This is a genomic window from Pseudomonas sp. HD6422 (assembly GCF_025377065.1).
In the GTDB taxonomy this organism is placed as follows: Bacteria; Pseudomonadota; Gammaproteobacteria; order Pseudomonadales; family Pseudomonadaceae; genus Aquipseudomonas; species Aquipseudomonas putida_U.
Window position 1 is genome coordinate 21,566 of sequence record NZ_JAHWIW010000040.1, and the last position, 25,068, is coordinate 46,633.

The window sequence follows — 25,068 nt, forward strand, 5'->3', positions numbered from 1 at the left end:
CTTACTCGATGCCCCTGGACCCAGTGCGCGCAGACGCACGGCCAGGTGCAAGGAGGCCGCTACCACGTATCCGTGACGTGACCAGCGTGCCGCAGCAGAACACGCCGGATACCTGCCCTCCACAACAATTCAGGCAGGGTCCGTGATGCCGAGGTCCGCTGTATGCCTGATGAATTGCTGTACCTGCCAGAAATCCAGCTCATCCTCGACCGAGAGAAGAGCAAGCCCGGCGCTTTGTTGCCGATCCTTCACGCCATCCAGGATGCCATCGGTTTCATTCCCGATGCCGCTGTGGGCGATATCGCCCATGCCCTGAACCTCAGCCTCGCCGAAGTCCGCGGGGTGATCAGCTTCTATCACGACTTCCGCACCCAACCACCTGCTCGCCACACCCTGCGTCTGTGCCGCGCCGAATCCTGCCAGAGCCGTGGCAGCGAGGCGCTGGCCGCGCAGCTGCGTGAACAACTGGTGCTGGACGATCACGGCACCAGCGCCGATGGGGCCATCAGCCTGCGGCCGGTTTACTGCCTGGGCGCCTGTGCCTGCTCGCCGGCGCTGGAACTGGACGGCCAGGTCCATGCGCGCCTGACCCCCGAGCGCCTGCGTGAGCTGGTTAACGCTTGTCTGGAGGACGAAGCATGCTGAAGGTGTTCATTGCCTGCGATTCAGTCGCCCGTGCGGTGGGCGCCGACCAGGTCGCCAGCGCCTTGCAGCGCGAAGCCGAGCGGCGTCAGTTGCCTCTCGATATCCAGCGCACCAGTTCGCGCGGCCTGTACTGGCTGGAGCCGCTGGTGGAATGTGACAGCGCGGAAGGTCGGATGGGCTTTGGCCCGGTCACTGCGCAAGACGTGCCGGGGCTGCTCGATGCGTTGAGCGGCCAGCCAGGCGGCCACTCTTTGGCGCTGGGGCCGGTAGAACAGATTCCCTACCTCAAGAGTCAGCAGCGCCTGCTGTTCGCCCGCGCCGGCATCACCCGGCCGCTGTCGCTGGAGGACTACCGCGCCCATGGCGGCTTCGCCGGTCTGGCAAATGCTGTTGCCCAGAGCGGCACCGAGGTGGTCGCCGCCGTGCTCGATTCAGGCTTGCGTGGGCGTGGCGGCGCGGCGTTTCCAGCCGGCATCAAGTGGCGCACCGTGCGTGACGCCGTGGCCGGGCAGAAATACGTGGTGTGCAACGCCGACGAAGGCGATTCCGGCACCTTTGCCGACCGCATGTTGATGGAAGGCGACCCCTTCCTGCTCATCGAGGGGATGATCATCGCCGGCCTCGCGGTCGGTGCCGACAAAGGCTACATCTACGTGCGCTCGGAATACCCCGATGCGATCCACGCGCTCGAACAGGCCCTGGTGATCGCGCGCGACGCCGGCTACCTGGGCCGCGATGTCGCCGGCAGCGGCCAGGCCTTCGACCTGGAAGTGCGGGTAGGGGCCGGCGCCTACATCTGCGGCGAGGAAACCGCGCTGCTCGAATCGCTCGAAGGCAAGCGTGGCATCGTTCGCGCCAAGCCCCCGCTGCCGGCGCTCGAAGGCCTGTTCGGGCAGCCGACGCTGGTGCACAACGTGCTCACCCTGGCCTCGGTGCCGATCATCCTGGCCAAGGGCGCGGCGTACTACCGTGACTTCGGCATGGGCCGTTCGCTGGGTACCATGCCGTTCCAGCTGGCCGGCAACATCCGCCATGGCGGTCTGGTGGAGCGCGCCTTTGGCCTGACCCTGCGCGAGCTGGTCGAAGACTATGGCGGCGGCACTGCCAGCGGCCGGCCGCTGAAAGCCGCACAAGTGGGTGGCCCGCTGGGCGCCTGGGTGCCACCGAGCCATTTCGATACACCACTGGACTACGAGGCCTTCGCCGCCATCGGTGCGATGCTCGGGCACGGCGGCGTGGTGGTGGCCGACGACACTTTGAACATGGCCAGCATGGCCCGCTTTGCCCTGCAGTTCTGCGCCGAGGAGTCCTGTGGCAAGTGCACGCCGTGCCGCATCGGCTCGACCCGGGGCATGGAGGTGGTGGATCGCTTGATCGCCAGCGACGATCTGGCTGAGCGTCATGACCAGGCCCTGCTGCTGCGCGACCTGTGCGACACCATGCAGTACGGCTCGCTGTGCGCCATGGGCGGTATGACCGCCTATCCGGTGGCCAGCGCACTGAAGTATTTCCCCGCCGATTTTGGCCTGACCACCAAGGAGGCCGCGCAGTGATCAATTATTTCGACCCCCAGACCGACCTGGGCACGCCGGCCCGTGACAGCGACGTGCAGGTCAACCTGAACATCGATGGCCGCAGCATCAGCGTGCCGGCCGGCACCTCGGTGATGCGCGCCGCGGCGCTGCTCGGCACCAGCATCCCCAAACTGTGCGCCACCGACAGCCTGGAAGCCTTTGGTTCGTGCCGCATGTGCATGGTCGAGATCGACGGCATGCGCGGCTACCCGGCTTCATGTACCACGCCGGTCAGCGAAGGCATGGTGGTGCGCACGCAAACGCCGCGCCTGGCCGACCTGCGACGTAATGTCATGGAGTTGTACATCTCCGACCACCCGCTGGACTGCCTGACCTGCTCGGCCAACGGCAACTGCGAGCTGCAGACCGTCGCTGGCCAGGTCGGCCTGCGCGAGGTGCGGTATGGCTATGACGGCGCCAATCACCTGGCCGAACAGAAGGACGTGTCCAACCCGTACTTCGACTATGAGCCGAGCAAATGCATCGTCTGCAGCCGCTGCGTGCGCGCCTGCGAAGACATCCAGGGCACCTTCGCCCTGACCATTACCGGGCGCGGCTTCGAGTCGCGGGTGGCGGCGGCCGGAGGTGATGATTTCCTTTCCTCCGAGTGCGTATCCTGCGGTGCCTGTGTGCAGGCCTGCCCGACTGCGACCCTCAGCGAGAAGAGCCTGATCCAGATCGGCCAGCCCGAGCGGGCTGTGATCACCACCTGCGCCTATTGCGGTGTCGGCTGCTCGTTCCGCGCCGAGATGAAGGGCGACCAGTTGGTGCGTATGGTCCCGGACAAGAACGGCGGCGCCAACCATGGTCACGCCTGCGTCAAAGGTCGTTTCGCCTGGGGCTATGCGACGCACCCCGACCGCATCACCAAACCGATGATCCGCAAGCGCTTGGAAGACCCTTGGCAGGAGGTCAGCTGGGACGAGGCCGTGACCTACGCCGCCAGCGAGTTCCGCCGTATCCAGCTCAAGTACGGGCGTGATTCGATCGGCGGCATCACCTCCAGCCGCTGCACCAACGAAGAGGCCTACCTGGTCCAGAAGCTGGTGCGCACGGCGTTCGGCAACAACAACGTCGACACCTGCGCGCGGGTCTGCCATTCGCCTACCGGCTATGGCCTGAAACAGACCCTCGGCGAGTCTGCCGGTACCCAGAGTTTCGACTCGGTGATGCAGGCCGACGTGATCCTGGTGATCGGCGCCAACCCGACCGACGCCCACCCGGTGTTCGCCTCGCAACTCAAGCGCCGTCTGCGTGAGGGCGCGCGGCTGGTGGTCATCGATCCACGGCGTATCGACCTGGTCGACTCGCCACACGCCCGCGCCGAGCTGCACCTGCAACTGCGCCCTGGCACCAACGTCGCCATGCTCAACGCCCTGGCCCACGTGATCGTCAGTGAAGGCCTGCTGGCTCAGCACTTCATCGATGCGCGCTGCGAAGGTGAGGACTTTGCCCGCTGGCGTGATTTCGTCGCACTGCCGGAAAACGCCCCCGAGGTACTGGGACCGGTGTGCGGCGTTCCTGCCGAGCAGATCCGCGCTGCGGCGCGGCTGTACGCCACTGGTGGCAACGCGGCCATCTACTATGGGCTGGGCGTGACCGAACACAGCCAGGGCAGTACCGCGGTGATGGGTATCGCCAACCTGGCCATGGCCACCGGCAACGTCGGCCGTGAAGGGGTAGGGGTGAATCCGCTGCGCGGACAGAACAACGTGCAGGGCTCGTGCGACATGGGCTCGTTCCCCCACGAGTTGCCGGGCTACCGACACATCTCCAACGAGGGCGTGCGTGCCGAGTTCGAGCAGGCCTGGGGCGTTACCCTGCAGCCCGATCCGGGTCTGCGGATCCCCAACATGTTCGAGGCCGCGCTCGACGGCAGTTTCAAGGCGCTTTACTGCCAGGGCGAGGACATCGCCCAGAGCGACCCCAACACCCAGCACGTCACCGCCGCACTGTTGGCGATGGAGTGCGTGGTGGTGCAGGACATCTTCCTCAACGAGACGGCCAAGTTCGCCCACGTATTCCTGCCGGGCAGCTCGTTCCTCGAGAAGGATGGTACCTTCACCAACGCCGAACGACGCATCTCGCGGGTGCGCAAGGTCATGCAACCGCTGGCCGGCAAGGCCGACTGGGAGGCGACCGTGGCCCTGGCCAATGCCCTGGGCTACCCGATGAACTACCGCCATCCGTCCGAGATCATGGACGAGATCGCGCGCCTGACCCCGACCTTCAAACGTGTCAGCTACGCCGAACTCGATCGTCACGGCAGCCTGCAATGGCCCTGCAACGACGCCGCACCGGACGGTACACCGACCATGCACATCGAGCAGTTCGTGCGTGGCAAGGGGCGTTTCATGCTGACCGGCTACGTGCCCACCGACGAAAAGGTCAACAGCCGCTATCCGCTGCTGCTCACCACCGGGCGCATCCTCAGTCAGTACAACGTCGGCGCGCAGACCCGACGCACCGGCAATGTCGCCTGGCATGACGCTGACCGCCTGGAGATCCACCCCAGCGACGCCGAGAGCCGTGGCATCGTTGACGGCGACTGGGTCGGCATCGGCAGCCGTGCCGGGCAGACCGTGCTACGTGCCAAGGTCAGTGCGCGGGTGGCACCGGGGGTGGTCTACACCACGTTCCACTTCCCTGAGTCTGGGGCCAACGTGATCACCACCGACAACTCCGACTGGGCGACCAACTGCCCGGAATACAAGGTCACCGCGGTGGAGGTGGTGAAAGTGTTCCAGCCGTCGCAATGGCAGCAGCGCTATCAGGACTTCAGTGATGAACAGCGGCGCTTGCTCAAGGAACGTCGTACCGAAGAAAAAGCCGAGGTACGCCGATGAGCAGCGAGAACCTGGTCAAGATGGCCAACCAGATCGCTCACTATTTCGATAGCGAGCCGGACCATGCGCTGGCGGTGCAGGGAATACGCCAGCACCTGCAGAGCTTCTGGACGCCGGCGATGCGCCGGCAACTGGGTGAGTGGGTCGAGGCCAATACGGGGCAGGGGGTGGACCCCAAGGTATTGGAGGCGTTGAGCTGAACTTTGCCTGACCGGTCCCTCTCGCGGGTTTACCCGCGAAAGGGACGACCCGGAAAAATGAAATGTCCGTCATGTTTGCCACTTCACCCCGGTGCTACGCTCGCGAAATCACTCGCTGCGGATGACACCCATGGACATGAACTGGCACCAGGCCCTGCAAGAGAGCCTGAGCTGGCTGGCAGTCGCCACACTCATCACCTTCGTCGCTTTCCTCGCCGCCGCCACCCTGGCCGTGCGCTTCACCCGTTGGGGCGGGCAGTTCTGGCAACTGGCCGGGCCGTATTTCAGTTTCCGCCGCAGTTGGCGGCCCTTGCTGGCGTTCGCCCTGCTGCTGGTACTGACGCTGTTCGCCGTGCGCCTGAACGTGCTGTTCTCATTCTGGTACAACGGCTTCTACAGCGCCTTGCAGGCCTTGGACCAGAAAGCCTTCTGGTACCTGCTTGGGGTGTTCGGGGTGCTGGCGACCATCCACGTCGGACGCTCGTTGTTCACCGCCTACATGACCCAGGCGTTCAATATCCGTTGGCGGACCTGGCTGACCGAGCGCTTGACCGCCGACTGGATGCGCGGCGACGCCTATTACCGCGGACAGTTCGTCGCCGAGCCGGTGGACAACCCCGACCAACGTATCGAACTCGACGTCAATGCCTTCGTCACCGGCTCGGTGAGCCTGGCCCTCGGTGCGGTCAGTGCGCTGGTGTCGCTGGTGGCCTTCACCGGCATTCTCTGGGGGCTGTCGGCACCGCTGATGGTTGCCGGAACGGAGATTCCACGGGCGATGGTGTTCGCGGTCTACCTCTACGTACTGGTGGCGACCTGGATCGCCTTCCGGCTCGGGCGGCCGTTGATCCGCCTGAACTTCCTCAATGAGAAGCTCACCGCCAACTTCCGTTATGCGCTGATGCGCCTGCGCGAGAACGCCGAGAACATTGCCTTCTACCAAGGTGCGGCAGTCGAGCGAGGAACCTTGCTCGGCCGTTTTGCCGCGCTGATCGCCAATGCCTGGGCCTTGGTGTACCGGGGCCTGAAGTTCGAAGGCTTCAACCTGGGTATCAGCCAGATGGCAGTGGTGTTTCCGTTCATTCTCCAGGCGCCGCGCTTTTTCAGCGGGGCGATCAAGCTGGGGGATGTGATGCAGACCTCCCAGGCCTTTGGCCAGGTGCAGGATTCGTTATCGTTCTTCCGAGAGTCCTACGACGCCTTTGCCCAATACCGCGCAACGCTTGATCGTTTGACCGGCTTCCTCGATGCCAACCACCAGGCGGGTGCATTGCCACACGTCAGCACCGAAGACCAGCCGCAGGCCTTGCACATCCGTCAGCTACAGGTTTCGCGCCCGGATGGCCAGCGCCTGATCGCCGGCCTGGAGCTGGACCTGCAGGCCGGCCAGGCGCTGTTGATCAAAGGCCCGTCGGGCAGCGGCAAGACCACGTTGCTGCGAGCGCTGGCGGGGCTCTGGCCCTACGCTGAAGGGGAGGTGAAGCGCCCGACCGGCCATCGGTCGCTGTTTCTTTCCCAACGTCCCTACCTGCCGCTGGGCGACTTGCGCACCGCGATCGCCTACCCGGCCGAGCCCACGACCCAGGACGATGGGCGTATGCGCCAAGCCTTGCGTCAGGTCAATCTGGCCCACCTGGCCGATCGCCTGACGCAGAACTGCGACTGGTCCCATGTGCTGTCGATCGGCGAGCAGCAGCGTCTGGCATTCGCCCGGGTACTGTTCAACCGACCGCAAATGGTGTTTCTCGACGAATCCACCTCGGCCATGGATGAAGGGCTCGAGCACACCCTTTACTCGCTGCTGCGCAGTGAAATGCCGGACACGTTGCTGGTGAGCATCGGTCATCGAAGCACACTCGCCGGCTTCCATACCCATCGCCTGGAGGTGGATGGCCAAGGCGGTTGGGTTTTCCAGTCGCAGCGGTCGGACGAGGTGCTGGCCTAGCGCAAGGACTGTCGGCGATGAACGCGGCGAAGATGTCGTGATTGAACCCCTGGTGCAGCCCTCAGCGGTCCTGAAGTACCTCGCGAAAGACATCTGGGCGCGAGACGGCAATATGCAGCAGCGATCGCGCGGCGCCGGACGGCATGCGACGGCCCTGCTCCCATTCCTGCAGGGTACGGACCGAAACGCCTAGCAATTCGGCGAATTTGACTTGGGATAGGCCGGTTCTACTACGGGCTTCGGCGGCCTTGGTGACTTCTACCTGGTGCACCGCTCCATAGTGACCGGCTTTGATGTCGCGGATCGATTCGAGCAGTTCTTCGCCAATATTACGCGTGGCATCGCGCGTCATCAGTTGCTTTTCAGTCAGGGGCATAGTTGAGCTCCTTGGCAATTTTGCGCAGCACATGCGCGGGTATGTTCTCTGTGGCGGTCTTGCAATAGATGAGCAATGCAACCAGGGCACCGTTTGCCAACTGGGCAGTGTAGATCACTCGAACCGCTCCCCGTTTGCCTTGGCCGTCGAGGCTCCAGCGCAGCTTGCGGCACCCGCCAGAGCCCGGAATGACCACGCCGGCCTCAGGATCATTCGCAAGATAGGCCATGAAGGCTCCATGTTCCTCTGTGGTCCAGTAATCTGGCCATTGCCTGGAGAAAATTGGCGCTTCGATAATCGTCAGCATACTGCATACCTACGTCTTTGACGTAGGTATTTTGCTCGACCGCTTCCGGATGAAGAAGCGTAAATGTGTGGCTCGGGGTTACCAAAGAGGGGAAGGCTTCACCTGCCATGTAAGAAACGGTCAATTTCCAGGTCGGATATGTAAACTTCGTAAATAAGATTTAAACCCATTTGAGAATGACTATATTCACCATCCCTAGTGACTCCCCAAGCTGTGCTTGAGAGGTCGGAGGGCGAGGGCTTTCCGGCTGCGCAGACGGATCTTGCCTTTGCTCACCTTTCTAGGAGATGTACCGATGCAACCCAGAACCTCACCCAATCGCCTGGCCCTGGCCCTCTTCGCGCTGACCTCGCCTGCCGTGCTGGCAGCCGAGGGCCAGCCAGCTGTTTCTGGCGAGGTACTGGAACTGCCAGTGGCCGATAATGCGCTGGTGATCCAGGACACCCTGGTCACCGCCGAGCGCGAAGCACGTCAGGCCCTGGGTTCGTCGATCATCACCGCCGAGGACATCAAGCGTCATCCGCCTGCCAACGATCTGTCCGACCTCATCCGCCGCGAACCGGGGGTCAACCTCACCGGCAACAGCGCCAGCGGTGCGCGTGGCAACAACCGCCAGATCGACCTGCGCGGCATGGGGCCGGAGAACACCCTGATCCTCATCGACGGCAAACCCTCCAGCGCCCGCAATGCGGTGCGCTACGGCTGGAACGGCGACCGCGACACCCGTGGCGAGACCAACTGGGTGCCAGCCGAGGCGGTCGAGCGCATCGAGATCCTGCGGGGGCCGGCAGCGGCGCGCTATGGCTCCGGCGCCATGGGCGGGGTGGTCAACATCATCACCAAACGCCCAACCGATGAGCTCAAAGGCAACGTCACCTTCTACACCCAGATGCCGCAAGACAGTGCCGAGGGTGCCAGCCGCCGGGCCAACTTCAACCTCGGCGGTGGGCTCACCGACAACCTCGGTTTCCGTCTGTACGGTGGCCTGGCCAAGACCGATGCCGATGACCTGGACATCAACGCCAGCCACGCCAACAGCGCCCTGTCTGCCGGGCGCGAGGGCGTGCGCAACAAGGATATCAACGGCCTGCTGAGCTGGAGGCTCAACGACGAGCATCGCCTCGAAGCCAGCGCCGGCTATAGCCGCCAAGGCAATATCTACGCCGGCGACACCATGAACAGCAACGGTGGCAGCAACATCGACCTGATCTCCAGCCTGTACGGCAAGGAGACCAACGTGATGCAGCGCAGTACCTACGACCTGACCCATCTGGGCGACTTCACCTGGGGTTCCAGCAAGTCCACCCTGGCCTACGAGTACGTGCGCAACTGGCGCCTCAACGAAGGCTTGGCCGGTGGTCCGGAGGGTGCGATCAACGACAGCGGTGCGGCCATGTCGCGTCTGCGCAACACCCGTCTCTCCAGCGAGGTCAACCTGCCGTTCGCCATGGGCAGCAGCGAGCACGTGCTGACCCTGGGCGGCGAGTACCTCTATGAGTCGCTCAACGACCAGGGCTCGTTCCGCCCGCAGAGCTTCGATCCCAGCGGGGGTGGCGATGACGTCATCAGCGGCTTCGACCGTAGCGATTCGAAGATGACCGCCAGAAGCTACGCGTTGTTCGCCGAGGACAACATCATCCTCGGTGACACCACCATCACCCCCGGCCTGCGTTTCGACCATCACGAGACCTTCGGCGACAACTTCAGCCCGAGCTTGAATCTCTCCCACAAGATCACCGAGGCCCTGACTTTCAAGGGCGGCATCGCCCGGGCCTACAAGGTGCCGAACCTGTACCAGTCCAACCCCAATTACCTGTTGTACAGCCGGGGTAACGGCTGCAGCGTGCAGCAGACCAACTCCGGCGGTTGCTACCTGCAAGGCAACGCCGACCTCAAGCCGGAGATCAGCGTGAACAAGGAAATCGGCCTGCTGTACGACCGCGGCACCTGGCGTACCAGCGCCACCTACTTCCGCAACGATTATCAGAACAAGATCATCGGCGGCACCGACGTGCTTTATGCGATCAACAGCGGCCGCCGCGTGACCCAATGGGAAAACGCCGGTAAGGCACGGGTCGAGGGCATCGAGGGCAACTTCTTCATGGAACTGACCCCGACCCTGGACTGGAATACCAACCTGACCTGGATGCTCGACAACGACAACCGCGAGACCGGCGAGCCGCTGTCGGTGATCCCTGAGTACACGGTCAATACCACCCTGGACTGGCGCGCCACCGACAAGCTGTCGTTCCAGGTCGCTGGCACCTATTACGGTAAGCAGAAGTCGCCGACCTACAACTATCGCACCCAGGAAGACTATGACGAGGCCGCGCAGCAGGACGTCGAGGCCTATGGCCTGGTGGATCTGAGCGCAGGGTACAAGTTCAACGCCAACTATGACGTGCGGGTCGGGGTGAACAACGTGTTCGACAAGCAGATCCTGCGCGGCGGCAACGCCAGCAGTTCGGGTGCCAACACCTATAACCAGCCTGGGCGGGCGGTGTTCGCCGCGTTGAATATTTCCTTCTGATCATCGGAGCAGGACCCCACAGCGCTCCAGCCACCGCTCGAAGCAGCAGAACGTGTCGATGGCCGCCTGCACCGTGGCGGCCTGTTCTGCCGGTGCGCTCGGGGCTTGCCCGAGCTGCTCGAGAAAGGCTCGCCAGTAGCTGCCGGTCATCGTCCCGTACACATCGAGAAAGCCTGTGCCGTCGTCGGGACCGAGCCCCAGGCGTTCGGTCATGGCCCGCTTCAAGACCTGGCCGCCCAAGGTCGAGCCTTCCATCACGTACATCACGCCCAGCGCGCGGGCCGCGTCATCGATGCTCGGAAGGGTTTGGCACAACGGCAAGCCATCGATGTCTGCCTCGCTGAGGCCCAAGGCCAAGAGATCGCGAACCAGCGCCGGCGACTTGAGCCGTTCGCCAGCCAGGTATTGGCCAAGGCGTAACTCCAGTGGCGCATGGAAGCCGTAGTAGGCCGCCAACAGACGACGGTAAGCGTGCGTGTCGAAGCCTTCGCGGAAAAACGGCAGGCGCCTCTCCAGGGCCTTATGGCAGTCATGGGTGCCCGTACGCAGGGCAAGCAGCAAGGGGGAGGGGGCGGGAGTAGTGCGGGTCGACATCGATCGGGCTCTGCTGGCAATCTGCCTAGTTTGGAGTGGCATCCTACCGCAGTGTTCCGCGCTGGCCGCGACAAAATTGCCAGCCCGTGGTAAACGAGTCGGCTGCCCCTGTGCGAAAAGCCCCAGCGATGAAACCACTGCACCTTACCCTGATCTGCCACGCCCTGACCGATGCCCAGCGTACCGGCTACCTTTCGAGCCGGCACGATACGATCCTGCCGCTGGCAGCACTGCCGTGGTCTCACGATGCCTCGGTCAAGGTGCTCAGTGCGCCAGAGCGACGGGCCCAGGAGACTGCTGCGTTGCTGGGCTCGCCCGTTCGGCTGGAGTCGGCGCTGGCCGATTGCGACTTGGGAAGCTGGCAGGGGCTGGCACTCAAGCAATTGCAGGCCGAACAGCCCGAGGCGCTGGCGCAGTGGCTGGGCGACCCTTGCAGCAACCCCCACGGCGGTGAGTCGTTCGCCGAACTGCGTCAGCGGGTGACGACCTGGCTAGGTGCATTCGAAGAGCGGGGAGACTGGCTGGCGGTGACCCATCCGTGGGTCATCCGCGCTGTGTTGGTCGAGGTGCTGGGCGCGCCGCTGGCCACGCAGGCGCGTATCGACGTGCTGCCACTGTCTCGGGTGTGCCTGAGCCATACCGGGCAGTGGCGTCTGCGCCTGGCATGAGAGACGGCGTTCAGAACGCCAGTTTATAGCCGATCAGCAGCAGCATTCCGGCCAGGCAAGGCCGTAGTACACGGTCGGAAATGCGTCCGGTCAGGTGGCTGCCCAGGTAGATGCCGGGCAGAGAGCCGAGCAGCAGGTAACCCAGCAGGGACCAATCCAGATTGCCCATGCCGGCATGGCCCAGGCCTGCGACCAGGGTCAATGGTACGGCGTGGGCGATCTCGGTGCCGACCAGGCGTCGGGTTTGCAGGAACGGGTATAGCAGGAACAGGGCTACGGTCCCCAGGGCACCGGCACCGATGGAGGTCAACGTGACCATGATGCCAAGCACCACGCCGGTGAGTACCGTCAGCGCATTGAGGGTGCGGTCGCTGAGGTGATAATGGTCGCCGGCATGGCGGTTGGCGAAGGCCTGCAGGCGTGATTTGAACAGGATCGCCAGGGCAGTGAGGATCAACACCGCTGCCAGGCCTTGCTTGATGATCGCGTTGAGCGCCGAGGTATCGGTGTGCAAGGTGCTGAGAAACCACAGGGTGAGCGCTGCGGCAGGCACGCTGCCCAGGCTAAGGTAGCCGGTGATCTTCCAGTCGATGTTCTTGTTGCGTCCATGCACCCAGACCCCACTGGCCTTGGTGATGGCGGCGTAGAGCAGGTCGGTGCCCACGGCAGTCGCGGGGTTGATACCAAACCAGAGCAGGATCGGTGTCATCAGCGAGCCGCCGCCCACACCGGTCATGCCGACGATGAAACCCACCACCAGACCGGCAATGGTGAAACCGAAAGAACCTACATCCATACGCTACTCGACTGCCCAGCTTTGCCCGTTATCGGATGCAAGCAGCATATAGGTTTTTTTATAGCCAAATAGACTTGTTCGTTATTAGGTTATAACCGAGGCAAGTCGCTCAAACGGCGCCTAGGGTGGCAGGCGAATCAGCAACGGTTGTTCCTGCGCAGGCCGGGGGCGGCTGGCCAGCTGTCCTCTACCTGCCCTGACAGGTAGTACACCCCGGCCATGGCACCGCTCTGGCGGTTTTCCATGAGTTCGCGCCACTCCTGGTTCAGTGCGACGTTGAGGATCACCCGTAACTGCTCGACCATCTGCGGATGTTCGCGGTCGTGGCTGAGCATGCCGTAGCCGGCGGTGGCGATCGAAATCATCGCTCCGGCCACTTTGCCCACCGCACTTGCCACGGCGCTGGCGATACCGCGCGGAGCCAGGGTGGAGCCGAGCTTCTCGCTGGCGCGGGTGGCCACCGAGGACAGGCCGACGTCAGTTTGCCCTGGGCCCTTGGCCGCCTGTTGATGCAAGTGCTCACGCAACGCCGACCAGGCCGGGAGCTGAACCAGTGGCTTGGCCCGCAGTAACTGGTAGAGGCTGGCGTCACGCGCAGCCGGTGGGCCCAGGGCAATGGCCGGTATCCGTGCGAGGCGTTGGCTGACCTGGTCGGCTGGCGCGTTGTAGCGCTGGATGATGGCCGGCAGTTGTTGGCCGAACAACTGCACGTACAACTCGCTGGCGCGCTCGCGGATGCCCTCTGGGTTGATCTGCTCGGCCACTGGTTCGATCACCCGCTCGTGGTATTGCTCCTGCAGGTAGAGCGCCAGGCGTTTCTCCGCCGGTTCACGGCCTTTGCCGCTGTCGAGCTTGTACCAGGCCACTTTCAATGTCAGCCATTGCTGGGTCCAGTAGCCGGTGAACCAGGGGATGAAGTCGCTTTCGGTGCGTTGCTGGACCTGTTCTTTCCAGACCCGCATCGAGCGCCGCGCATAGTCGTTGGCCGAGCCTGCAGCGCCAACCGAGGCTTCGATCAGTTCCTGGTCGATGCGCTGCCACATGGCCGGGGTCAGCACTGCGGGTGGTGGCGGAGGGGGTGGGCGCTTGCTGGCGCAGCCGCCCACGGCCAGCAGGAGGCAGAACAGGATCGGCAATCGCGTACTCACTCGACGGCCTCCTGAAAGTAGAGGCGGGTGGTCATCGGAGTATAGGGTGGAGGCTAGCCAAGCACGAGCTTGGCCTCCAGACGGTCGAGGTGTTGGTTCATCAGGTCGAGGGCTGCGTGTTCGTCGCCGGCTTCCACGGCATCGATGATTGCCGCATGCTCTTGCCACGCGCAGTGGTCGCAACAGGGCGATTCGTAGCGGGCGATGATCAGTGAGGTCATGGGCACCAGACCATTGAGAAACCGTGCCAGCGGCGCATTGGCCGCGACCTGGGCGAGCTTGAGGTGAAATTCGCCGCCCAGGCGTATGGCCGCGCAGCGCTCACCGCGTTGATGGTGCTGGCGTTCGCGTTCCACCAGTTGACGCAGCTGGCGGATCTGCGCGGGCCGTGCGCGTTGCGCAGCCAGGCCGATCAAGGTGGTCTCGGTCAGGCGCCTGGCACTGAGCACCTGGCGAGCCTGCTGGACGTCGGGCACGGCCAGGTGCGCCGTGTGGCTGGGACGTTGCACCACCACCTGCTGGTCCGACAGGCGCCCGAGCACGCGGCGGATGACCGTGCGGCTGACACCGAAGGCGTTGCCCAGGGCCTGTTCGGGCAACAGGCTACCGGGCGGCAGGCGTTGTTCGAGGATGGCATCGAACAGGCGCGGGTAGATCTGCTCGGCCGACAGGCGGGTTTCGCCTGCGGCCAGCAGGGCGGGCAGGTGAGGGGCGGCGTGGGCGGTCATGGTCGCGGTCCTGTCCTAGAGGCCTGGCTGTTCGTCGGGAACGTTCAATTCGATGCCCATGCGCAAGCCTTCGGCAAGAATATGCTTGCGCATCTGGGCACTGGCCTGGGCGCTGTTGCGCTCACGGATGGCGCGCACTACCGCTTCGTTCTCGCGCAGGCGTGCGGTCAGATGCTCCGGTGAGTTGCGCAGCATCTCGGCGCTCTGCTTGAGCGCGTTGCCGGTCTGCTGCACCACGCTTTGGAAGATCGGGTTGCTGGTCAAAGCGAATAACCCCTCGTGGAAGGCGATGTAGGCCGTGACGCCGGCCTCGCTGTCCTCGGCTTCTAGGGCTTCGCGCATGTCCATCAGGATCAGGCGCAACTGACCGATGTCCTGGCTGTTGGCCGACTGCGCCACCAGGCCGACGATGAAGGGTTCGAGGGTGTAGCGCAGCTCCAGTACGTCGGCCAGGCTGGCGGCGGCGCTGGCCTCGTGGCTGGGCGCGTCGGACCCGGCCGGCTCGGCATCGAGCACCAGCACCCCCTTGCCCGGTAGCGAACGCACCAGGCCGAGGGTTTCCAGCACGATCACCGCTTCGCGCAGGCTGGGGCGGCTGATGCCCAATTGTTCGGCCAGCTCGCGCTGGCCGGGCAGCATGTCACCGCTGCGCCATTGCCCACGGGCGAGGGCCTTGCGCAGTTTTTCCACCACTGAATTGACGACGGTCGATGAGCTGATCACGGTGTGCTCCTGGGTGACCGGCGCTGGCGCCGGCCGGCTTCGGTCAGAATTCCTGTTGTTGGGCATTGCCCTGCTTACGTGGCGTGTGGGCGAAGCCCGGCTTGCCATCGAGCACGTTGTGCGCACGCTCCAGATCGATGTCCTTCTCCCAGCGGGCGATGGCCACGGTGGCGACGCAGTTGCCGATCAGATTGGTCAGCGCCCGGCCGATGCCCATGAACCAGTCCACCGCCAGTACCAGGACCAGGCCCACCACCGGTATGGCGGGGACGGCGGTCAGGGTCGCGGCGAGAATCACCAGGGCCGAGCCTGGGATGCCGTGGGCCCCTTTGGAAGTCACCAGCGACACCAGAAGGATGGTCAGCAGGTCGGTCATCTCAAGCGGCGTACCGGTGGCGTTGGCGATGAACACGATGGCCAGGGTCAGGTAAATCGAGAACCCGTCGAGGTTGAACGAGTAGCCGGTGGGGATCACCAGGCCGACTGTGGAGCTGCCGATGCCCAGGTGCTCGAGTTTACGCATGATCTGTGGCAGCACGGCATCGGACGAGGCGGTACCGAGGACGATGGTCAGCTCCTCGCGCAGGTACTTGATGAAGGGCAGCAGCTTGAGGCCGGACAGGCGCATCACCGTGCCGAGGATGATCAGCACGAAGCCGGCGCAGGTCAGGTAGAACAGCGCCACCAGGCCGCCAAGGTGCTGCAGCGATTCCAGGCCGTACTTGCTGGTGGTGAAAGCGATGGCGCCGAACACACCGATCGGCGCCAGGCGCACGATCATGCCCATGATGCGGAACACCACGTGGCTGAGTTCGTTGATCAACCGCGAGATGCCGGCGGCCGAGTCGCCGACCAGGTTCAGGGCGCTGCCGAACAGCACCGAGAACAGCAGCACCTGGAGGATGTTGTTGTCGGCAAAGGCACCGACTACCGAATTCGGAATCAGGTCCATGAAGAAGGCGGAGGCGCCATGGATGTGCTGGCCACGTTCGGCCAGGCTGCTGGCGTCGGCGCTGGACAGTTGGTCCAGATGGATGTTGGCGCCGCTGCCGATGCCACTGGTGAAGGCGAATACCAGGCCGATCACCAGAGCCAGGGTGGTGAGCACTTCGAAGTAGATCACCGATTTCAGGCCGATACGCCCGACCTTCTTCAAGTCGCCGGCACCGGAGATACCGCTGACCACCACACAGAACACGATCAGCCCGATGAGCATCTTGATCAGTTTGATGAAGCCATCGCCCAGGGGTTTGAGCTGCAGGGAGAGGTCGGGGAAGCTGAGGCCGCAGGCAATGCCGAGGGCAAGGCCCAGCACGACTTGCAGGAAGATCGAACGCGAGCACCATTTGAGCATGGGAGTGGTCTCTGGTCGGTGTCCTTGCTTCGGTGCCGCACGGGCGAAAGAGCGCAGGACTTAATTATTGTGGTCTTACCGGTTTGTTCAGCGCGCAGTCATAAAACCGCGAAAAAAACCGACTTGCAAGGGTTTTTGGCCTTACCGGTCTGACCAGTTGTGGTGCACTGACGGTGCAACGGCTCTAAGCCGGTGCACGCGGCGCGAGCTGCAATGAATGAAATTGCGCCTGGGGCCAGGCCCCGACTCACCGCTGTGCAAGCAGCTTGCCAGGACCATGGCGATGCGCGTTTCAGTCGTCGGTCGGACTGAAGGCCTGGGGGTTGGCCTCGCTCAGGGCAGTGGTCAGTTCATCGATCAAGGCGGTCTGGGCTTGCTGGCGGCTGCTGAGCAGCAAGGCCGAGGCCTGGGCATAGAGGCCGCTGTCGTGACTGAGGTCGACCCGTTGCAGTACGCCATCCTGGCGCCAGGTGATCTGGCCGATCTGGGTTTCCAGGCTGTCGATATAGCCCTGGGGTACGCTCGGTCCGGTATAGGGGCCTGGGGCGGTAACGACTTCGTTGAGGGTGTCGAAGTATTCCGAAGCCGCCTCCCACTCCACTTGCAGCGCATCGAATGCCTCCGGACGCAAGCGTTGCAACCAGCGCTGCCAGAAGGCCTGTTCGCCGGCCCACTCGCGCAGGCGTGATGCCGAGGCGGCGCTCCATACCTCCTCGGCGATGGCCTGCAGCGTGCCATCGCTGACCCGCGCCAGATACTCGAAACGCATGCCCTCGGGCTGCGCCGGCAGGCGTAAGCGGTCCTGCAGACGGATGCGTGCATAGAGCGCAATCTCCAGCTCGTCGAGGGGCAGGTTCGTATCGACCAGTTGCTCGTCGCTCAGCGTGTCGTAGCTGACCAATGCCGGCGCGTCCAGGCCTTCGCCGAGGGCGGTGCGACGGGCCCGGCGGGCATTGAACAGCGCACCGATGCGTTCATCGAGCAACTGCTGACGCAGCAACCCGCTGGCGCTCTCCACGGCCACCTGCTCATTGCCGGCGCCAGGCGCGGCGTGGGCGACCGACTGCCATAACGAGACTTCGGTCTCGACCTGCTGGAACAACAGGCTGGCCTGATCGACACAGGCTTGAGCGGCGTCGTTCAACAGGTCGTTGATCCGCTGCTGCAGTTCGCTGAAGCCCCAACTGGCATCGTCCTGCGAGCCGTCGACCAAGGTTTGCATGACATGGCGCATGCGCTCGTTGGTGGCGCCGGGGCTACGCACATAGGCCTCAGTGTCTGGCAGGCGCTGATAGAGCTCGTGCAAAGGTTGCCACTGCGGGTCGAACCACAACTCGCTCAGGTGGGCGCGTAATGTCGAAGGCCAACCGCTGGACCAGTCGGTATCGGCCATATCTCCCCCCACTGGTAAGCCGGCCTCCTCGAGACTGCGTAGCGCGATGTCGGTAAATGGGTTGTCGTCGAAGGCATAGGTGAGCTCCTGATCGTCTTCGCGAATCAGCCAGGCGAACGCGGTATCGCGCAGGTCCGGGGCATCAGTCAGTTCGTTCATGCTCAGGTCTATGGCGCGCAGCCTGAGCGGGGTCTGGTTCATCAACTCGACCAGGCCGTTTGGCCACGCCTGCAGGCCTGTGTGCTCAAGGTCCAACTGTTCGAGCTGCGTCCACCCGGTAAGGTCGGGCGCCAGTTCCAGGGGGTTATGCCGCAACGAGAGCAGTTGCAAGCGGTTGAGGCTGGCCAGTGCGGTGCGGCTGTCTTCGGTCAGGGTGATGGCGTTGCGACCCAGCTCCAGGTGGGTCAGAGCTGGCAAGCGCTCCAAGGCGCGGAAATGTTCCGCTCCCAGGGCCAGGGCGTTGCTGTCGAGTTGCAGGAATCGCAGCGACTGCAAAGTGGCAAGCTGCTCGAACGCAGCCACGGGCAGCGTGGTGATACTGTGACTGAGATTGAGTTGTCGCAGTGCCGGCATGCTGGTCAGGGTCTGGCACACAGTTGCCTGGCTGAGGTCGAGCTCGTTGTAGGACAGATCGAGGGTTTCGACCTCCCGCAGTTCGCTCAGTACAGCCGGCAGAGCACTCAGGCCGTTGCTTTCCAGATCCAGGTGGCGCACGCCTGGGAAACTACGAAGAAAGCCGTCGAGCAAGGTCGGGGGGCGTGCTGAAAGCCCGCTGATATGTAACTGGCGTACCTGCGGTAGCTGGCTTCGCAGGGTCGGAAGGCTCTGCAATTCGGAAAGGTCGAGCCGGAGGGTGACGAAGTCGATGTCACCGATGTCGCCTTCGGTGCTTTGTCGACGCCAAGCCTGGCGTATTTGCTGGGCCAGGAGGTCGCGCTGGGTGCGTTGCTCGCCGATGCCTTGCTCGACCCAGGCCTGCAGGTCTTCGTCCAAGTGCCGGTAGTCGCTGCGCATGCTCTCGAGCAGGCGCATGAAGGCGCCGGGTCGACGGCCAGCCACGTGGCGCAGGTGCTGGCGTAGCAAGCGCCGGTCACGTTCAGGGGCGCTGGGGAACAATTCGTCGAACAAGGCGTCCTCGGACTGCCAGCCGCGCCCGCGGCCACTGAGGCGATAGCCTAGACCTGGGCTGCCCGGCAGTCGATTGGGCAGACGAACCAAGGGGCGCACAGGGGCCATGCCCAATTGACGAGCGCAGCCTTCGCGATCGTTGACCGCCAGTTGGTAGATGGCCTCGCGCAGGCCGTCGGTGTCACCGATAGGCAAGCCAAGGGCATTGCGCTCGCTGTCTGGCAAGGCGCGCAACAGGGCGTGGAACAGATTGCTCCGATTGGCCAGTACCTGCCCGTAGGCATCGCTGGGTTCATAGCCGTCGAGGCTTCGGCTCACCTGTTTCAGCGTTGCACCTGGGCGGCCTGTGGCCTGAATCAGTCGACCGCCCTCGCGCAGCTCCAGGCGCACGTTACCGGTCCAGCCCGGCAAGCGCTGTAGATTGGCGAATACCAGCGTGTCGCGGTCGGCGTCTGCACCGCCCACCTGGCGCAGGCTGGCCAGGGCACGATTGATGCGAGCGTGGCGCAAGTACAGTCGGGCGCTTTCGGCCATCGGCAATGGCAGGCGTCCGGTGCGTTGCAGTTGGGCGCGCTGGGCTGGCGTGGCATGGGCCAGGATTTCGTTGCGCGCCCTCGGGCTGAGGCCTGGGAAGTCGCGGGCAAGCACGGCCGTGCCTTCGGTTTCTGCAGGCACGACGCGATCGGCGCCGAAGGCTTCGAGGCTGTCCAGCATCAGCGCTGGCAACGGCTTGTGGTCGGTCAACAGCTCGCGCAGGGCCGCGTCATCGTAGCCACTGCAGGCCAACGCATCGGCCAACGTGGCGTCGTCCATGCCTGCGCTCACCGGGCCAAGCCTGCGCCTGAGCGTACTCGCGCTCCAGCTCAATGGTCGTTCGTGCTCCAGCACCCAGCTTCCGGCGCCGTTGCCGAGCACACTGGGCTGGTAGCGGTGCCCCGGTTGCGGGGCCAGGCGCCAACGGCCTCTGCCGGACGCCTGCAGGGGCAGGGCCTGGCCATCGAGTTCCAGCCAGGGCTGGCCCTGCCAGTGACGCATGCCGGAGGGGGGTAACGGCAGGTCCTGGGGCCATGGCCGTGGCTGGCTGAATGGAGTGAGGTCGCCGTGCCAGAGTCGCTCACTGGCGCCTGTGCCCACGCGCTGCCATCCATGCAGGGGCCCCGCGGTTTCGTAGGCATGTACGGCGCCGCCCAGAATGGCGATCTGGGCCAGACCAGCGAATACCGCGAACAGGTGGGTGATGGCGGCATCGGCTTCATTCTCGTTGGCCGCATGCACCCCTTCGAGAAACTCGTCGACCAACTGTGCGCCACCCACTACCAGCATGACTTCCGCCAGCCCTGGCACGAAGAAACTCGCCACGTTCAGTACATTGAACCCCCACTGCAGCCATCCTTGAAGACTGGCCTGCAGAGCCGCGGCATCGCGCTGCGCGACCGGCACCACGATATCGGCGGCATCCTCCAGTTGGCGTTCGCGCTGGGTCCTGGCCCGCTCGCCGAAGCACTCGCGGGACCAGGGCGTATGCGCCCAGGGCAGGCGAACGTTTTTGTCCAGGGTGGCTTGCCAGATGGCCCTGGGGCCGGGAAACAGGCGCCTGAACACACTGATGTGTTGGCCTTTCTCCAGTACAGGGATGTCCGACGTCACGTAGTTATAGGGGTAGGAGGGATACAGCGTCTCGCGCAGTTTCAATGCGAAAGCCGGCTGCAGGGAGCGTTTCACGTAACGCAGAAAGAATTGTCGTTCGTGGTCTTGCCATAACATTTCAGTGATGGCCTGGCCCACTGCTTTGAGCGAGTCATACTGACGCAGCGGCTGGGTCGGATGCCCGGGCAGGTAGAGCAGGCAGGCTTCAGTGTTTTTTCGGGGCTGCTTGCGAATCAGCAGCGGCCCGCTCATGGGCATGTCGAACAGGCTCAGGTAACTGCATTCCAGTGGCTGCCGGGAGGCGTGCGACAGGCCTGCAAGTACGGCATCGCCGAGCGCGGCACCGTGGTCATCGAGCGCGCCCTTGAGGCGCGCCAGGTACAGTTCGGCAGCGAACGCGGCGCGGTCCTGAGCCTGCAAGGCCTCGAGGAATGCCTGACGGCCAAGATGCTCGTTCAGGTGGTACTGATACGCCTCGCCCAGGTCCAGGTTGCGCAGGACCTTGATGAAACGCTCGGGGTCCAGGGTCGTCGGGCCTGATGCGTCTTTCGCCAGATAGAGCCTTACCTGCGCTTGCGCCTCGAAGTTCTGCATGCCGGCCTCCAGCCAGGACATGCCGTGCATGCCTGCCACAGGCAATAGCCAGCCTTGCTCGATATCCGGCAATTCACGCTCGGGGAAGGCGTGCGCCAGCGCATCCTCCAAGCGCGTTCGGCAAAACATCGAGGGCGTCTGGATGGGGCGCAGAAGGGCCTGCACATGGCGCATGGCCCGATGGCTGCCGCGCACAAGGCGCTCGAGCGTCTCTCGCTGGGTGGGAGTGGCCGCAGCCAGCCAGGCGGGTAGGCGAGGCTGCATGAAAGCGAAATGGGATGAGGGTGCCGCAGGCATGGGGCTGTTCTCCATGAGGAAAACGCCCAGCCTAGGAAGGTGGGAGGCGCCGGCGGTGCTATTGGACTAGCACCTCTGTTCGAGCGCTCAAAGCCGTGGCGTCAGGCTCTTGACCGTCGCCAGCTCGGGGTGAGCGACCAGTTTGTCGATATGCAGGGCCGCATCGTTCATCCAGCGCTCGCTCAGCACGCGGTAATGCTCCATGTCGCGACAGCGCAGGCGCAGGCTGTAATCGAAATGGCCGCTGATCAGTTGGCATTCGAAGACCTCGCTGCAGGCGTTGATGGTGGCTTCGAAATGCTTTTGCGACGTGCGTCCACTGAGGTTGGAGAGCGCGACCAGCACCAGGACGGATAACCCCGGTGCCACTTTCTGCGGGTCGATGATCGCTGCATAGCCTCGAATCACGCCGTGGCGTTCCAGTTTACGGACCCGCTCCAGGCACGGGCGCGGGGTCAGGTGGACGAGGGTGGAGAGTTTCTCGAAGGTGATGCGGCCTTCGTGGCGTAGCACTTCGATGATGGCCTGATCGATACGGTCCAGTGGGTAGGTGGCCTCAGCCTTGGTGTCCATGCGCGAGCCTCATTGACGGGGAGGGGCATGGAACAGGTTAGGCGGTTCTACGCCCCTCGTCTGCCCGTCGTCGCCTGCGCCTCAAGCTATCGCGCAGCTGAGCCACGGTGGGGTGCCGGTGCTGACCACCCGGGGCTGGAGCAGGGTGTACAGATCCTTTGGATCGGTCAGGCTGGGCACCAATTCGATGTCCTCGCCGATATCCAATGCCTGGGCGACATCCATCACGTAGCGCAGGGCCGAATAATCTTCCAGGGCGAAGCCCACCGAGTCGAACAGGGTAATCTGAGCGCTGTGTTCACGGCCCGCGGCCTGTTCGGCGAGCACTTGCCAGAACTCGGTGACCGGGAAGTCGGCAGGCATCTGCTGGATCTCGCCTTCGATCCGACTCTGGGGTGCGTACTCGACGATCACCCGGGCGCGCTCGACGATATCGCGGTGCAGTTCGGTCTTGCCGGGGCAATCGCCGCCCACGGCGTTCAGGTGCATGCCTGGCTCGATCATCTCCGGCGTCAGGATGGTGGCATAAGCCTTGTCGGCGGTGACGGTGGTGACGATATCGGCGCCCTTGACCGCCTCGGCGACGCTGCCGACAGTGGTCAGCTTGAGTCCGGGCCGACCTGACAGGTTGGCGACCAGCTTGGCCGAAGCATCAGGGTCGATGTCGTAGAGGCGTACCTCATCGATTCCCACCAAGGTGTTGAAGGCGATCACCTGGAATTCGCTCTGTGAGCCGTTACCGATCAGAGCCATGCAGCGGCTGTCTTCCCGAGCCAGATAGCGTGCCGCCAGGGCTGATGTGGCGGCCGTGCGGATCGCCGTGGTCAGCGTCATTTCGCTGAGCAGCAACGGGGCGCCGGTGGCCACGTCGGCGAGGGCGCCGAAGGCCATCACGGTCGGCAGGCCGTGGCGGGTATTGACCGGGTGGCCGTTGACGTACTTGAAGCTATAGCGGCTGGCGTCAGATACCGGCATCAGCTCGATGACCCCGTCCTGGGAGTGGTTGGCCAGGCGCGCGCATTTCTCGAATGCGTGCCAACGCAGGTAGTCGTGGCGGATGTAGTCCGCCATCTCCACCAGGCAGGTGGCCAGGCCTTTACGGTTGACCAGGCGGGCGAGGTCTTGCACATCGATGAAGCGGGTCATGGGACTCCTCCTTGCGGTGCCACACTCAGGTGGGCTGCCCCATGATTATCCCGCTTCGCTGCTGTCGATCCCGGCTGAACCGGTCCTTGCGGTCAGCTGACTACGTTGTTCGGTCGGGCGCCACAGCCGAATCGGTTGTGGTTGGTTTAGCGGCAGTTTGGAGAGAGCCACCAGGTGATTGTCTTTGGGGGGAGGCGGCGCTCGATCTCGCAGGCGCCAGATACCTTACGAGAGGCATCAAAAAAAACGGCACCTGCCTGAGGTGCCGTTTTTCACTGCCCGGTACGCCTACTTGTGCAGCTCTTCAGCGGCGTACAGCGTGTTTTCCAGCAGGCAGGCGCGGGTCATCGGGCCGACGCCACCGGGCACCGGGGTGATCCAGCCGGCGCGGGGCAGGGCGGTCTCGTAGACCACGTCACCGACCAGCTTGCCATCGTCCTGGCGGTTGATGCCGACATCGATGACGATGGCAGCTTCCTTGATCCACTCACCCTTGACCAGGCCTGGCTTACCGGCTGCGACCACCACCAGGTCGGCGCGGCCGACATGGCCTGGCAGGTCCTTGGTGAAGCGGTGGCACACGGTGACGGTGCAGCCGGCCAGCAGCAGTTCCATGGCCATGGGGCGGCCAACGATGTTGGAGGCGCCGACGATCACCGCGTTCATGCCATACAGATCCTGGCCGGTGCTCTCCAGCAGGGTCATGATGCCCTTCGGGGTGCATGGGCGCAGCAGCGGGATACGCTGGGCAAGGCGACCGATGTTATAGGGGTGGAAGCCGTCCACGTCCTTGTCCGGGCGGATGCGTTCGAGCAGCAGCGAGGCGTCCAGATGGGCCGGCAGTGGCAGTTGCAGGAGGATGCCGTCCACCGCCGGGTCATCGTTGAGGCGGTCGATGAGCTCGGTCAGGGCCTGTTGCGTGGTTTCGCTGGGCAGATCGAATGCCTGCGAAATGAAGCCGACCTCTTCGCAGTCCTTGCGCTTGTGCGAGACATAGACTTGGGAGGCGGGGTCGGTACCGACCAGGATCACGGCGAGGCCTGGAGTGCGCAGGCCTTGCTGGCGACGCTCCTCGACACGTTGGGCGATCTGCTGGCGCAGGTTGGCGGCGATCGCCTTGCCATCGATTAGGTGTGCAGTCATAGACGCGTGATTAACCATCGAGAAAGGAACATTGAAGAGGGCGCATTCTCGCACGACATGCGCCGAGGGCAAAGGCGCGTGGTCGGGCAAATCCTCTAACCCCTTCAATAATTTAAATTTTTTTGAGAAAGGTGTTGACGCAGTTTGGCCTCGCCTATAAGATTCGCCGCACTTGTCGGGCACTGCCTAGCACCGGTCGGCGAAGTCGGGCAGAATGAGTGGTTTAGCAGTCAACTGTTAAGTATCTTGTTCGGTTAGGCTGAACGCTTAAGCGCCCGTAGCTCAGCTGGATAGAGCATCCGCCTTCTAAGCGGATGGTCGCAGGTTCGAGTCCTGCCGGGTGCGCCATTAGGCCTCTGGGCAAACAAGTGATGCTGTATCGCGATATGGTGGGCGTAGCTCAGTTGGTAGAGCGCTGGATTGTGATTCCAGTTGTCGTGGGTTCGATTCCCATCGTCCACCCCATATTCTACGAAGGCGCCTCGATAGTTGATCTGGCGCCTTTGTTTTAAGCGTTACGCGGACGTGGTGAAATTGGTAGACACACTGGATTTAGGTTCCAGCGGCGCAAGCTGTAAGAGTTCGAGTCTCTTCGTCCGCACCATGCTTCTGTTAGGTTGTACCGCAGCACCGCACTATGGTGGGCGTAGCTCAGTTGGTAGAGCGCTGGATTGTGATTCCAGTTGTCGTGGGTTCGATTCCCATCGTCCACC

Annotated in this window: 18 protein-coding genes, 4 tRNA genes and 1 pseudogene; 11 read left to right on the top strand and 12 right to left on the bottom strand. The window is 63.8% G+C overall.

Annotated elements, in window-relative coordinates; genetic code table 11:
• The first annotated feature begins 162 nt into the window (after positions 1 to 162).
• From KY379_RS23285 to KY379_RS23305, 5 genes are all read left to right on the top strand, one after another.
• Complete coding sequence (locus KY379_RS23285) at positions 163 to 645, top strand: formate dehydrogenase subunit gamma (protein WP_133328562.1); 483 nt, start codon at positions 163 to 165, stop codon at positions 643 to 645.
• A complete protein-coding gene (locus KY379_RS23290; protein WP_133328560.1) occupies positions 639 to 2,198 on the top strand; it encodes a formate dehydrogenase beta subunit in 1,560 nt (519 codons plus the stop codon). The genes KY379_RS23285 and KY379_RS23290 overlap by 7 nt, the downstream gene beginning before the upstream one ends.
• Positions 2,195 to 5,065, top strand: a complete 2,871-nt coding sequence (gene fdhF, locus KY379_RS23295) for a formate dehydrogenase subunit alpha (RefSeq protein WP_196172117.1) — start codon at positions 2,195 to 2,197, stop codon at positions 5,063 to 5,065. The genes KY379_RS23290 and fdhF overlap by 4 nt, the downstream gene beginning before the upstream one ends.
• The gene (locus tag KY379_RS23300; RefSeq protein WP_133328556.1) at positions 5,062 to 5,265 is read left to right on the top strand and encodes a formate dehydrogenase subunit delta; all 204 of its coding nucleotides are present in this window, start codon (positions 5,062 to 5,064) and stop codon (positions 5,263 to 5,265) included. Before fdhF ends, KY379_RS23300 begins: the two co-directional genes overlap by 4 nt.
• A gap of 130 nt (positions 5,266 to 5,395) precedes the next feature.
• Positions 5,396 to 7,210, top strand: a complete 1,815-nt coding sequence (locus KY379_RS23305; RefSeq protein ID WP_261241533.1) for an ABC transporter ATP-binding protein/permease — start codon at positions 5,396 to 5,398, stop codon at positions 7,208 to 7,210.
• 61 nt (positions 7,211 to 7,271) lie between these two features.
• On the opposite strand, the gene KY379_RS23310 is transcribed toward KY379_RS23305, so the two are convergent.
• Both KY379_RS23310 and KY379_RS23315 read right to left on the bottom strand, forming a co-directional pair.
• Positions 7,272 to 7,586, bottom strand: a complete 315-nt coding sequence (locus KY379_RS23310) for a helix-turn-helix domain-containing protein (RefSeq protein WP_133328552.1) — start codon at positions 7,584 to 7,586, stop codon at positions 7,272 to 7,274.
• Complete coding sequence (locus KY379_RS23315; protein ID WP_261241532.1) at positions 7,573 to 7,893, bottom strand: transcriptional regulator; 321 nt, start codon at positions 7,891 to 7,893, stop codon at positions 7,573 to 7,575. The genes KY379_RS23310 and KY379_RS23315 overlap by 14 nt, the downstream gene beginning before the upstream one ends.
• A gap of 295 nt (positions 7,894 to 8,188) precedes the next feature.
• Here KY379_RS23315 and KY379_RS23320 point away from each other — a divergent pair, with 295 nt between their 5' ends.
• Positions 8,189 to 10,423, top strand: a complete 2,235-nt coding sequence (locus KY379_RS23320) for a TonB-dependent siderophore receptor (RefSeq protein WP_261241531.1) — start codon at positions 8,189 to 8,191, stop codon at positions 10,421 to 10,423.
• On the opposite strand, the gene KY379_RS23325 is transcribed toward KY379_RS23320, so the two are convergent.
• Complete coding sequence (locus tag KY379_RS23325; protein ID WP_261241530.1) at positions 10,424 to 11,017, bottom strand: biliverdin-producing heme oxygenase; 594 nt, start codon at positions 11,015 to 11,017, stop codon at positions 10,424 to 10,426.
• A gap of 128 nt (positions 11,018 to 11,145) precedes the next feature.
• On the opposite strand from KY379_RS23325, the gene KY379_RS23330 reads away from it, so the two are divergent.
• Entirely contained in the window at positions 11,146 to 11,685 is a 540-nt protein-coding gene (locus KY379_RS23330) for a histidine phosphatase family protein (protein WP_261241529.1), read from the top strand.
• Between the two features lie 10 nt (positions 11,686 to 11,695).
• Here the strand turns inward: KY379_RS23330 and KY379_RS23335 are convergent, their stop codons facing one another.
• The 9 genes and pseudogenes from KY379_RS23335 to folD all read right to left on the bottom strand — a co-directional run bounded on the left by KY379_RS23335 (position 11,696) and on the right by folD (position 24,355).
• On the bottom strand, positions 11,696 to 12,481 hold the full coding sequence (locus tag KY379_RS23335; RefSeq protein ID WP_133328544.1) for a sulfite exporter TauE/SafE family protein: 786 nt from the start codon (positions 12,479 to 12,481) through the stop codon (positions 11,696 to 11,698).
• Positions 12,482 to 12,601: 120 nt separating this feature from the next.
• A pseudogene (locus tag KY379_RS23340) lies at positions 12,602 to 13,629 on the bottom strand (hypothetical protein).
• 53 nt (positions 13,630 to 13,682) lie between these two features.
• The gene (locus KY379_RS23345; RefSeq protein ID WP_133328540.1) at positions 13,683 to 14,357 is read right to left on the bottom strand and encodes a GntR family transcriptional regulator; all 675 of its coding nucleotides are present in this window, start codon (positions 14,355 to 14,357) and stop codon (positions 13,683 to 13,685) included.
• 15 nt (positions 14,358 to 14,372) lie between these two features.
• A complete protein-coding gene (locus tag KY379_RS23350) occupies positions 14,373 to 15,080 on the bottom strand; it encodes a FadR/GntR family transcriptional regulator (RefSeq protein ID WP_133328538.1) in 708 nt (235 codons plus the stop codon).
• A gap of 43 nt (positions 15,081 to 15,123) precedes the next feature.
• The gene (locus tag KY379_RS23355; RefSeq protein ID WP_133328536.1) at positions 15,124 to 16,434 is read right to left on the bottom strand and encodes a C4-dicarboxylate transporter DctA; all 1,311 of its coding nucleotides are present in this window, start codon (positions 16,432 to 16,434) and stop codon (positions 15,124 to 15,126) included.
• 292 nt (positions 16,435 to 16,726) lie between these two features.
• Positions 16,727 to 21,493, bottom strand: coding sequence for a dermonecrotic toxin domain-containing protein (locus KY379_RS23360; RefSeq protein ID WP_261241528.1), 4,767 nt, complete (start codon positions 21,491 to 21,493; stop codon positions 16,727 to 16,729).
• Positions 21,494 to 21,580: 87 nt separating this feature from the next.
• Positions 21,581 to 22,066 carry an Lrp/AsnC family transcriptional regulator gene (locus KY379_RS23365; RefSeq protein ID WP_133328532.1) on the bottom strand — a complete coding sequence of 162 codons (486 nt, stop codon included), beginning with the start codon at positions 22,064 to 22,066 and terminating at the stop codon, positions 21,581 to 21,583.
• 81 nt (positions 22,067 to 22,147) lie between these two features.
• Positions 22,148 to 23,212 (bottom strand): ornithine cyclodeaminase, encoded by a 1,065-nt coding sequence (locus tag KY379_RS23370; protein WP_261241527.1) that lies wholly within the window; start codon positions 23,210 to 23,212, stop codon positions 22,148 to 22,150.
• Positions 23,213 to 23,500: 288 nt separating this feature from the next.
• A complete protein-coding gene (gene folD, locus KY379_RS23375; protein WP_261241526.1) occupies positions 23,501 to 24,355 on the bottom strand; it encodes a bifunctional methylenetetrahydrofolate dehydrogenase/methenyltetrahydrofolate cyclohydrolase FolD in 855 nt (284 codons plus the stop codon).
• 271 nt (positions 24,356 to 24,626) lie between these two features.
• On the opposite strand from folD, the gene KY379_RS23380 reads away from it, so the two are divergent.
• The 4 genes from KY379_RS23380 to KY379_RS23395 all read left to right on the top strand — a co-directional run bounded on the left by KY379_RS23380 (position 24,627) and on the right by KY379_RS23395 (position 25,068).
• A tRNA-Arg gene (locus KY379_RS23380) sits at positions 24,627 to 24,703 on the top strand.
• A gap of 41 nt (positions 24,704 to 24,744) precedes the next feature.
• Positions 24,745 to 24,820 (top strand) — tRNA-His (locus tag KY379_RS23385).
• 54 nt (positions 24,821 to 24,874) lie between these two features.
• Positions 24,875 to 24,959: transfer RNA gene (locus KY379_RS23390), tRNA-Leu, on the top strand.
• Positions 24,960 to 24,995: 36 nt separating this feature from the next.
• Positions 24,996 to 25,068, top strand: a tRNA-His gene (locus tag KY379_RS23395).